This is a genomic window from Streptococcus mitis (assembly GCF_002096925.1).
In the GTDB taxonomy this organism is placed as follows: Bacteria; Bacillota; Bacilli; order Lactobacillales; family Streptococcaceae; genus Streptococcus; species Streptococcus mitis_AF.
Genome location: NZ_NCVN01000038.1, coordinates 100,200 through 110,758, shown reverse-complemented (window position 1 = coordinate 110,758; position 10,559 = coordinate 100,200). Strand labels below are relative to the sequence as shown.

The window sequence follows — 10,559 nt, the reverse complement described above, 5'->3', positions numbered from 1 at the left end:
ATACACCTGTACCCATGCCGAACACAGAAGTTAAGCCCTAGAACGCCGGAAGTAGTTGGGGGTTGCCCCCTGTGAGATATGGAAGTCGCTTAGCTCTAGGGAGTTTAGCTCAGCTGGGAGAGCATCTGCCTTACAAGCAGAGGGTCAGCGGTTCGATCCCGTTAACTCCCATAGGTCCCGTAGTGTAGCGGTTATCACGTCGCCCTGTCACGGCGAAGATCGCGGGTTCGATTCCCGTCGGGACCGTTAGAATAACGTAAGTTATTTTAGACTCGTTAGCTCAGTTGGTAGAGCAATTGACTTTTAATCAATGGGTCACTGGTTCGAGCCCAGTACGGGTCATATGTGCGGGTTTGGCGGAATTGGCAGACGCACCAGATTTAGGATCTGGCGCTTAACGGCGTGGGGGTTCAAGTCCCTTAACCCGCATTAAGATATAATAAATGAGCCGGCTTAGCTCAGTTGGTAGAGCATCTGATTTGTAATCAGAGGGTCGCGTGTTCAAGTCATGTAGCCGGCATTTTTAGATAGAAGAAAACAGTGCGAACGTAGTTCAGTGGTAGAACACCACCTTGCCAAGGTGGGGGTCGCGGGTTCGAATCCCGTCGTTCGCTTAGAGAGGCCGGGGTGGCGGAACTGGCAGACGCACAGGACTTAAAATCCTGCGATTGGTAACGATCGTACCGGTTCGATTCCGGTCCTCGGCATAATATAATGAGCACCCTTAGCTCAACTGGATAGAGTACCTGACTACGAATCAGGCGGTTAGAGGTTCGACTCCTCTAGGGTGCATTTTTCTATTTAACTCGGGAAGTAGCTCAGCTTGGTAGAGTACTTGGTTTGGGACCAAGGTGTCGCAGGTTCGAATCCTGTCTTCCCGATATATGGCGGTGTAGCTCAGCTGGCTAGAGCGTCCGGTTCATACCCGGGAGGTCGGGGGTTCGATCCCCTTCGCCGCTATAATGATCTTGTTGGACCTTTAGCTCAGCTGGTTAGAGCTCTCGGCTCATAACCGAGTGGTCGTAGGTTCAAGTCCTACAAGGTCCATTTAAATAGTATGGAGGATTACCCAAGTCCGGCTGAAGGGAACGGTCTTGAAAACCGTCAGGCGTGTAAAAGCGTGCGTGGGTTCGAATCCCACATCCTCCTTTTATATTAACGCGGGATGGAGCAGCTCGGTAGCTCGTCGGGCTCATAACCCGAAGGTCGTAGGTTCAAATCCTGCTCCCGCAATAAGGCTCGGTAGCTCAGTTGGTAGAGCAATGGATTGAAGCTCCATGTGTCGGCGGTTCGATTCCGTCTCGCGCCATTTTTATTAATAGTATGTATGCGGGTGTAGTTTAGTGGTAAAACTACAGCCTTCCAAGCTGTTGTCGCGAGTTCGATTCTCGTCACCCGCTTTGAACTTTGTTCAAATTAGATTACCAAGTTTTTAACTTGGGCGCGTAGCTCAGGTGGTTAGAGCGCACGCCTGATAAGCGTGAGGTCGGTGGTTCGAGTCCACTCGTGCCCATTAATAGGAGAATTACTCAAGAGGCTGAAGAGGACGGTTTGCTAAATCGTTAGGTCGGGTAACTGGCGCAAGGGTTCGAATCCCTTATTCTCCGTTTCATTGAGAGTTTATGACTCTTTTTTTGTATTTTTAAGAATAGTAGAATAAAAACTTCAGATTTGTAAAACTTAATTGGATTACTTATCTGAAGTTTTTTTGCGCTCTTTGTCAACTGTAGTGGGTTGAAGAAAAGCTAAAATCTTTATATATTGTCGATTTTATGGTTGTGCTAGTTTATTATTACTTCCAACCCTTGAGTGAAATTTCTCCGCTATTTAGCCAAATTTCTTTTCCTTTATCACATTGAACTAAAAGTTTACCACTTTCAGAGATGTCTTTAGCAAGTCCCTTGTGGTCTTTTTGATCTAGTGTGAAAGTAACTTCTTTTCCTAGAACGAAGGACTGTTTTTTGTATAGGTATAATAGCTCTTCTGCAGGTGTTTCGAAGAAAGCACGCCAGATCTCTATGATTAATTCATTTCTTGTTATAGGTGCTGGTACTTTAAATAAACTAGCAGCTTTTTCTTTTAATTCTTGAGGGAAGTCTTTGATAGCAAAGTTGATTCCTACTCCAATAATGATATCTGTGACTAAGCCAGTTTCTACAGACGTCATTGCCTCAGTAAGGATTCCTCCAATTTTATGATTGTTTAGGTAGATATCATTGACCCATTTTATGTCGACATCTATTAAAGTTAGGTTCTTAATGGCTTTGTAGACAGCTCCTGCTACAAGTAGTGTGTAGGATGGTAATTTGTCATAGGGAAGATTTGGTTTAAGATGGAGGGTCATATAAATGCCACCTTGTGGTGAGTAGAAAGAACGTTGAAAACGGCCTCGGCCAGATGTTTGATAGGAAGCTAGATAGAGGGTGTTTGCTTCATTCCCTAAATCAATTGCTTCTTTTGCATCCAGTTGTGTTGATTTTGTTTCGGGTTTAAAACTGACTTTAATTGGAAGATTTTCTTCTAGAATCTCTGGAAGAATAAGGTCTCCATTTACCAGTTTATAGCCTTTGTTTTTGATACTATCAATTTCAATGCCTTCTTGTTCTAAACGTTTGATGGCTTTCCAAATTGATGTTCGGGTCAGTGATAGTTCTTCTGCAATCTTTTCTCCGCTGATATAATCGTTTTTTTTAGCTAGAATTTGGTAGACGGCTTGGTAGGATTTCATAGTGTTTCCTTTCTCACTAGTTGGTGTTGAGAATATTCTTTTCTTGTTTGACTTGGAGTCTGATTAAAGTATTGTTTATAAGCTTTAGAAAAATGTAGTGGATCTGAAAAGCCTACCGAGTATGCAATTACCTTGATTGACTCTTGGGTATTTTCGAGAAGTTGTTTAGCTCGATACATTCGAACGTATAGTAGGTATTCTTTGGGGGATAAGGTGTTAAATTCTTTGAATACGCTTGATAAGTAGCTTCTGTGAATGGATAGTTCTTTTGCTAAATCTTGAATTGTAAGTGATTGAGGATAGTGGCTATCAATTAATCTTTTGCATTCAAGATAGAGTTGGTAGGTTGATGAAATATTCTTTTTTTTCTGATTGGGAGCAATAGTTCCCAGATGAAACATCAGTTCATGGAGTTGTCCCATGATATGGAGTTGAGCTAATTCATTTGATTTGGTAATCTGAGCGAAGTGGACAATATCTGAGATGAGTTTTGCAGTGGTCTGGGTATGACAAGTTTCAGATTGGATGAGATAGGATTGATCAGAAATTTGAGAAAGAGCAAAATAGTCAGGAGCTTTCCCTCCAGTGATTCCTAACCAGTAGTAGGCCCAAGGTTCTTTACTATCTGCTTGATAAAAGGTTAGTTCCTCTGGTTTTAATAGAAAGAAATCTCCTTCTTTTAAATCAACAATTTTACCTTTGTAATGAAATTTTCCTTGTCCTTTGGTAATGTAATGTAGGACGTATGTATCTCGAATTGCTGGACCAAAAGAGTAATTAGGTTTGCATTCCTCATATCCATAAAAGCTTAGGGAAAGGTCAATTGTTCCAGTCTGGTATTCTGAAAAAACTAGCATGTGCCACCTCCTACCTAACATTTTACCATATTCTTGAGACATTTTTCTATTTTAGAAAGCGATTACAGATGATAAAATATAGTCAATAAAGTGATGAGGTGAAGTAAATGGGAGTTAGGATAGAGAATAATCTATTTTATGTTGAGAGTAAAAATCTAAGTTTGATTATTGAAAATCGAAATGGCTACTTACTTTTGAAACATTTAGGAAAGACTATTAAGAACTATAAAGGTTCCAACAGTGTTTATGAACGAGACCATGCCTTTTCAGGAAATCCAACGGCTACTAATCGAACCTTTAGTTTAGATACTCAACGTCAAATTTTTGGACAACATGGTTTGGGTGACTTTAGAAAACCAACTTTACAGTTTCAGCATGATGCAACTGAAGTAACAGACTTTCGATTTGTAGAAGCAAAGATTTTAAAAGGTCAGAATGGTCCACAGGGTTTACCTTCTCCACATAGCATGGATGGTACAGAGACTCTTGCCTTAATGTTAGAAGATTCTAAGGCTCAACTTAGTCTGAATTTGTATTATACTGCTTTTAATAATGATTCGACAATTGCTAGCTATAGTAAATTGGAAAATAATAGTAATCAGGAAGTTGTCATCCATAAAGATTTTTCTTTTATGGCTGATGTTCCAGCTGCAGATTACGAAATCGTAACTCTGCAGGGTGCTTATGCTCGTGAAAAGACTGTCAGACGTCAACAGGTAGAACAAGGAATCTTTTCGATTAGTTCGAACCGTGGGGCTTCTGGGCATGCTCAAACACCAGCTCTTCTCTTATGTGATCAAGGAGTCACAGAGGATGCTGGAAATGTGTTTGCTATTCAACTAATGTATAGTGGAAACTTTGAAGCTTTTGTTCAAAAGAATCAATTGAATGAAGTTCGGCTGGCTATTGGAATTAATCCGGAAAATTTTTCTTGGAAGTTAGACCCTGAGGGAAACTTCGAAACACCAGTAGCTTTAATGACCTATTCAGATAAGGGATTAACTGGTGTTAGTCATGAAAGTCAGAATTTTATACTGAAGCACATTATGCCAAGTAAATTTTTTACAAAAGAACGCCCAATTCTAATTAATAACTGGGAAGCTACTTACTTTGATTTTCAGAGAGAAAAACTGTTAGAGTTAGCAGATGAAGCTAAGAAAGTTGGCATTGAACTTTTTGTATTAGATGATGGTTGGTTTGGCAATCGTTTTGATGATAATCGTGCTTTAGGTGATTGGGTTGTTAATGAGAAAAAACTGGGTGGAAGTCTAGAAAGTCTGATTTCAGCTATCCATGAAAGAGGTTTGCAGTTTGGGCTTTGGTTAGAACCTGAGATGATTTCTGTAGATAGCGATTTGTATCGTAAACATCCTGACTGGGCTATTCAGGTTCCAGGATATGAACATACCTATTCTAGAAATCAATTAGTACTTAATCTTGCCAATCCTCAGGTAGTAGAATATTTGAAAAATGTTTTAGATGAACTCCTATCTTATCATGAGATTGATTACATTAAATGGGATATGAATCGTAATATGACTAAGCTAGGGAATGGATTAACTTATCTAGAGACAAAGATGCAATCTCATCAGTACATGCTGGGGCTTTACGAACTCGTTTCTTATCTGACAGAGAAGCACAGCCATATTCTCTTTGAGTCCTGCTCTGGTGGCGGTGGACGAAATGATCTTGGTATGATGCGTTATTTCCCACAAGTCTGGGCTAGTGATAATACTGATGCTATTGCACGTTTACCAATTCAATACGGTTCATCCTATCTCTATCCAACCATTTCTATGGGGGCTCATGTTTCAGCAGTACCGAATCATCAGATGGGACGAATGACACCATTAGAAACACGTGGACATGTAGCAATGATGGGAAATTTGGGATATGAGCTTGATTTGACAAGTTTATTAGATGAAGAGAAAGATGAGATTGCTAATCAGGTGAACTTGTATAAAGAATTACGACCGGTAGTTCAGTTAGGACAACAGTATAGACTAATTAATCCTGATACTGCATCCAATGAAGCAGCTGTACAATTTAATTACAAAAATCAAACGATTGTAACCTACGTTCGCGTTTTATCAGTTGTAGAGACCATGGAAACAACTTTAAAGTTAAAAGATTTGGATGAAGAGGGACTGTATGAATTACAGGAAAATGGCGAAGTTTACTCAGGTGCAGAACTCATGTATGCAGGTTTAACTGTTATCTTATCCCAGGGAGATTTTTTGAGTAAACAGTATATTTTTAGAAGACTATAATAAAGGTGTATAAATTTATAAAGGAGGCTTTCCAATGAAATGGTATAAGAAAGCAGGTTTTCTTTTAGTCGCTGGTGCTAGTTTACTAGGTCTAACAGCTTGTGGTCAGAATAATCAATCGACTGATGGAAAGGTAACGATTGAATTTTTTAACCAGAAGACCGAAATGGCGGATACTTTGCAAAAAATTGTAGATAATTTTGAAAAGGATCATCCCACTATTGATGTAAAACTGACGACTGTTCCGGCAGCTGGAATTGTTCTGAAGACTCGGATTTTATCAGGAGATGTTCCAGATATTGTTAATATCTATCCTCAAAATATGGATTTTCAGGAGTGGGCAAAAGCAGGTTACTTTACAGATATGACAGGGAAATCTTATCTTGAGAATATTAAGAATGACTATGCAGAAAAGTATGCAATCAATAATAAGATTTATAGTGTGCCTTTAACTGCTAACCTTTATGGAATCTATTACAATAAAACAAAATTTAAAGAATTAGGACTTGAGGAACCGAAGACTTTTAAAGAGTTTCAAGAGATTGTTAAAAAGATAAAAGATAGTGGGAATTCTCCGTTTGCAGTTGCAGGCAATGAAGGATGGACATTAAACGGTTATCACCAACTTTCTCTCATTACTATTACAGGCAGTGGAGACGCAGCTAATAACTATCTTCGCTTTTCAAAACCAAATGCTATTTCTGTAGATGATGCTATTTTAAAAGCAGATGCAGAACGACTAGATTTGTTGGCAGACAATGCTCAAGATGGATGGCGTGGTGCCTCTTATAATGATGCGGTGGTAGCATTCTCGAATGAAAAAGCCTTGATGATGCCACAAGGATCATGGGCATTAGCGGCAATTAATCAACAGGATCCAAAATTTGATGTGGGGATGTTTGCCTTCCCAGGAGAAGAAGTAGGAAAAGAAGTCACTGTTGGTGCAGGGGACATGGCATTATCAACTTCAGCTACTACCAAACATCCTAAAGAAACCGAAGAATTTATCAGCTATATGACTAGTTCAAAAGCTATGCAAGCATATTATGATGTGGATGGATCACCAGTTGCGGTGAAAGGTGTACAGGAAAAAGAAGATTCAGCACTTGCAGAGATTTCTAAACTAGCATTTACGGATAAACATTATGTTTGGTTGGGCCAACACTGGAATTCTGAAGAAGATTTTTTCAATCTAAGTGCAGGTTACTTGATGGATAAAAATCTGAAAAATATGGCAAACAATCTCAATGCTTTCTTTAATCCAATGAAGGCAGATTTGGACTAGAATAGGAGTTAAGATGATATGGCTATTCGAAAAATTTTAAATAAATACTGGGGTTGGACTTTTTTGCTCATCCCGCTTGCATTACAAGCTATCTTCTTTTACTTTCCGATGGTACAAGGTGCTTTCTATAGTTTGACTAACTGGACTGGATTGACCTATAATTATAAATTTGTTGGTCTGAATAACTACAAATTGCTGATGATTGATGGGAAATTCTTCACAGCCATTGCTTTTACTTTGATTTTAACTCTGGCATTGATTATTGGAGAGATTACGATTGGGATGGTTGTGGCACGAGCCTTAAATTCTAAGATGAAGGGGCAGACCTTCTTTAGAGCTTGGTTCTTTTTCCCGGCTGTTTTATCTGGTTTGACAGTATCCTTGATTTTTAAACAATTCTTCAACTATGGGCTTCCAACGATTGGAAGAATTTTAGGAATTGGTTTTTTACAAGAGAGTCTATTAGGAACACCAATCGGAGCGGTAGTGGCAACTATTTTTGTTCTTCTATGGCAAGGAGTAGCAATGCCAATTATTCTCTTTCTTGCTGGTCTTCAGAGTATTCCAAGTGATATTTTGGAGGCAGCATCAATTGATGGTGCAACAAGCAAACAAACTTTTTGGAAGATTGAATTACCATATTTATTGCCAACGGTTTCTATGGTTTTTATCCTGGCTCTTAAGTCCGGTTTGACAGCCTTTGACCAGATTTTTGCGTTGACGAGTGGTGGTCCTAATAATGCTACAACGTCTCTTGGACTTTTAGTCTACAACTATGCTTTCAAGAGTAATCAATATGGATATGCGAATGCAATTGCCTTGATTTTATTCTTAATTATTGGAATTGTTTCTCTTATCCAAATCAAGCTATCAAAGAAATTTGAAATCTAATAGAGGAGTCCTACACATGAAAAAAGAAGAAAAATTGAATCAGTTTTGGAAATATGTCCTCTTGATAGTAGGTGGTATTCTTATACTTGTTCCTTTGTTGGTAACGGTTTTCAGTTCCTTCAAGACAACCAAGGATATCATGAATCATTTCTTTAGTTTGCCCAACCCTTTTACCTTAAGTAATTATGAACGATTGATTTCGGATGGAATTGGAGGCTATTTCTGGAATTCAGCTGTTATTACTGTGTTATCTTTGATTGTAGTAGCTTTCTTTATACCAGCTGCAGCTTATTCCATTGCTCGAAATATGTCCAAGAAAAAAGCCTTTGCAATTATGTATTCGCTCTTGATCTTAGGGATATTTGTTCCATTTCAGGTGATTATGATTCCTATCACAGTTATGATGAGCAAACTCGGCCTGGCAAATATGTGGGGGTTGGTACTACTCTATCTAACTTATGCAATTCCACAGACTCTCTTCTTGTATGTTGGTTATATTAAAATCAGTGTACCAGATAGTTTGGATGAAGCTGCGGAAATTGATGGGGCTGATCGATTTACAACTTACCGTCGAATCATCTTTCCAATGCTGAAACCAATGCATGCTACAACCTTGATTATCAATGCACTATGGTTCTGGAATGACTTTATGTTGCCACTGTTGATTCTGAATAAGGATTCCAAGATGTGGACTTTGCCTCTCTTCCAGTACAACTACCAAGGTCAGTACTTTAATGACTATGGGCCAAGCTTTGCATCCTATATTGTGGGAATTGTAACGATAACCATTGTCTACCTCATCTTCCAAAAACATATTATTTCGGGAATGAGCAACGGGGCAGTGAAGTAAGAAAATGCTTAGGGAGTCTATAATTCCTGATACAGAGGAACAGTTCAGCTTGTTGACAATTCTATGTAGAAAACAAGAAAGTAGTACTTAGTTGCTTGCAATCTATATTAATACGAGTTCAATGTGAACAAAAATTTTAAAATATTTTTTATTTACGAAGCCAGGTCATACGAGACTTGGCTTCAATTAAAAAAGGAGAGTAATTATGCCAATTCAAAATAAAACCATGTTGATTACCTATTCTGATAGTCTTGGAAATAATCTTAAAGATCTATATACGAATTTGGAAGAGCATTTTGGGGATGCTATTGGGGGAGTTCACCTTCTACCATTTTTCCCGTCAACAGGTGATCGTGGATTTGCACCGGTTGACTATGACGAAGTGGATCCAGCGTTTGGTGATTGGGAGGATGTTAAGCGTTTAGGTGAGAAATATTATCTTATGTTTGACTTTATGATTAACCATATTTCTCGTCAATCTAAGTATTATAAGGACTATCAAGAAAAACATGAAGCTAGTGAGTTTAAAGATCTCTTTTTAAACTGGGACAAGTTTTGGCCAGAAAATCGTCCGACACAAGCTGATGTGGATTTAATTTACAAGCGTAAGGATCGTGCACCAAAGCAAGAGATTGTGTTTGAAGATGGTTCAGTGGAACATTTGTGGAATACCTTTGGTGAGGAGCAGATTGATCTTGATGTGACCAAAGAAGTAACGATGGAATTTATCCGTAAGACCATTCAGCACTTGGCAAGTAACGGGTGTGATTTGATTCGTCTAGACGCCTTTGCTTATGCAGTGAAGAAGTTGGATACCAATGATTTCTTTGTGGAACCAGATATTTGGGATTTGTTGGATAAAGTCCGAGATATCGCTGCTGAGTATGGGACAGAGCTCTTACCTGAGATTCATGAACATTATTCTATTCAGTTTAAAATAGCGGATCATGATTACTATGTTTATGATTTTGCCCTTCCAATGGTGACTCTTTATACTCTTTACAGTTCCAGAACAGAGCGCTTAGCCAAGTGGTTAAAGATGAGCCCGATGAAGCAATTTACGACACTAGATACCCATGATGGGATTGGAGTGGTGGATGTCAAGGATATCCTGACCGATGAAGAAATTGACTATGCTTCAAATGAGCTCTATAAGGTTGGAGCGAATGTCAAACGTAAGTACTCCAGTGCAGAGTATAACAATCTAGATATCTACCAAATCAATTCAACCTACTATTCTGCGCTTGGAGATGATGATGTCAAGTATTTCCTTGCCCGTCTGATTCAAGCTTTTGCCCCAGGTATTCCCCAAGTCTACTATGTGGGTCTACTAGCAGGAAAGAATGACCTGGAATTATTAGAAGAAACCAAAGAAGGTCGAAATATTAATCGTCATTACTATAGCAATGAGGAAATAGCAGAAGAAGTCCAACGTCCTGTAGTGAAGGCCCTTCTCAATCTATTTTCTTTCCGTAATCGTTCAGAAGCATTTGATTTAGAAGGAACTATTGACGTTAAAACACCAACAGCCCACAGCATTGTAATCAAACGTCAAAATAAAGATAAGTCCGTAACAGCAGTAGCAGAAATTGATTTGCAAAATCAGACTTATCGGGTAATTGAGAACGGAATTGAAGTAACATTTTGAAGCCTTGATATGGTTGATAAAATAGGGTTT

7 protein-coding genes, 17 tRNA genes and 1 rRNA gene are annotated in these 10,559 nt (G+C 38.8%); 23 read left to right on the top strand and 2 right to left on the bottom strand.

The features are described from left to right. The 18 genes from rrf to B7692_RS07040 all read left to right on the top strand — a co-directional run. A 5S ribosomal RNA gene (gene rrf / locus B7692_RS07125) occupies positions 1 to 94 on the top strand; the annotation flags it as partial. Between the two features lie 4 nt (positions 95 to 98). Continuing rightward, positions 99 to 171, top strand: a tRNA-Val gene (locus B7692_RS07120). 2 nt (positions 172 to 173) lie between these two features. After that, positions 174 to 246: transfer RNA gene (locus B7692_RS07115), tRNA-Asp, on the top strand. 23 nt (positions 247 to 269) lie between these two features. Further along, positions 270 to 342, top strand: a tRNA-Lys gene (locus B7692_RS07110). A gap of 5 nt (positions 343 to 347) precedes the next feature. Further along, positions 348 to 429 (top strand) — tRNA-Leu (locus tag B7692_RS07105). Between the two features lie 18 nt (positions 430 to 447). Beyond that, positions 448 to 520: transfer RNA gene (locus B7692_RS07100), tRNA-Thr, on the top strand. Between the two features lie 22 nt (positions 521 to 542). Beyond that, positions 543 to 614: transfer RNA gene (locus B7692_RS07095), tRNA-Gly, on the top strand. Between the two features lie 7 nt (positions 615 to 621). Next, positions 622 to 707: transfer RNA gene (locus B7692_RS07090), tRNA-Leu, on the top strand. Between the two features lie 11 nt (positions 708 to 718). Then, positions 719 to 792: transfer RNA gene (locus B7692_RS07085), tRNA-Arg, on the top strand. Between the two features lie 15 nt (positions 793 to 807). Then, positions 808 to 881 (top strand) — tRNA-Pro (locus tag B7692_RS07080). A gap of 5 nt (positions 882 to 886) precedes the next feature. Next, positions 887 to 960 (top strand) — tRNA-Met (locus tag B7692_RS07075). A 13-nt stretch (positions 961 to 973) separates the two neighbouring features. After that, positions 974 to 1,047: transfer RNA gene (locus B7692_RS07070), tRNA-Ile, on the top strand. Between the two features lie 12 nt (positions 1,048 to 1,059). Next, positions 1,060 to 1,149, top strand: a tRNA-Ser gene (locus B7692_RS07065). Positions 1,150 to 1,159: 10 nt separating this feature from the next. Then, positions 1,160 to 1,233: transfer RNA gene (locus tag B7692_RS07060), tRNA-Met, on the top strand. A 3-nt stretch (positions 1,234 to 1,236) separates the two neighbouring features. Then, positions 1,237 to 1,309 (top strand) — tRNA-Phe (locus B7692_RS07055). Between the two features lie 20 nt (positions 1,310 to 1,329). Then, positions 1,330 to 1,400: transfer RNA gene (locus B7692_RS07050), tRNA-Gly, on the top strand. A 39-nt stretch (positions 1,401 to 1,439) separates the two neighbouring features. Then, positions 1,440 to 1,513, top strand: a tRNA-Ile gene (locus B7692_RS07045). 6 nt (positions 1,514 to 1,519) lie between these two features. Next, positions 1,520 to 1,607: transfer RNA gene (locus tag B7692_RS07040), tRNA-Ser, on the top strand. 185 nt (positions 1,608 to 1,792) lie between these two features. On the opposite strand, the gene birA is transcribed toward B7692_RS07040, so the two are convergent. Together birA and B7692_RS07030 are read right to left on the bottom strand one after the other, a co-directional pair. Continuing rightward, on the bottom strand, positions 1,793 to 2,728 hold the full coding sequence (birA, locus tag B7692_RS07035; RefSeq protein ID WP_084930314.1) for a bifunctional biotin--[acetyl-CoA-carboxylase] ligase/biotin operon repressor BirA: 936 nt from the start codon (positions 2,726 to 2,728) through the stop codon (positions 1,793 to 1,795). Further along, complete coding sequence (locus B7692_RS07030; RefSeq protein ID WP_084930313.1) at positions 2,725 to 3,585, bottom strand: AraC family transcriptional regulator; 861 nt, start codon at positions 3,583 to 3,585, stop codon at positions 2,725 to 2,727. The genes birA and B7692_RS07030 overlap by 4 nt, the downstream gene beginning before the upstream one ends. A gap of 107 nt (positions 3,586 to 3,692) precedes the next feature. On the opposite strand from B7692_RS07030, the gene B7692_RS07025 reads away from it, so the two are divergent. From B7692_RS07025 to gtfA, 5 genes are all read left to right on the top strand, one after another. Continuing rightward, positions 3,693 to 5,855, top strand: a complete 2,163-nt coding sequence (locus B7692_RS07025; protein WP_084930312.1) for an alpha-galactosidase — start codon at positions 3,693 to 3,695, stop codon at positions 5,853 to 5,855. Between the two features lie 34 nt (positions 5,856 to 5,889). Beyond that, positions 5,890 to 7,140, top strand: coding sequence for an extracellular solute-binding protein (locus tag B7692_RS07020; protein WP_084930311.1), 1,251 nt, complete (start codon positions 5,890 to 5,892; stop codon positions 7,138 to 7,140). An 18-nt stretch (positions 7,141 to 7,158) separates the two neighbouring features. Beyond that, entirely contained in the window at positions 7,159 to 8,031 is an 873-nt protein-coding gene (locus tag B7692_RS07015; protein WP_084930310.1) for a carbohydrate ABC transporter permease, read from the top strand. A gap of 16 nt (positions 8,032 to 8,047) precedes the next feature. Next, a complete protein-coding gene (locus B7692_RS07010; protein WP_004258839.1) occupies positions 8,048 to 8,881 on the top strand; it encodes a carbohydrate ABC transporter permease in 834 nt (277 codons plus the stop codon). 205 nt (positions 8,882 to 9,086) lie between these two features. Next, complete coding sequence (gtfA, locus tag B7692_RS07005; RefSeq protein WP_004258842.1) at positions 9,087 to 10,529, top strand: sucrose phosphorylase; 1,443 nt, start codon at positions 9,087 to 9,089, stop codon at positions 10,527 to 10,529. Positions 10,530 to 10,559 lie beyond the last annotated feature (30 nt).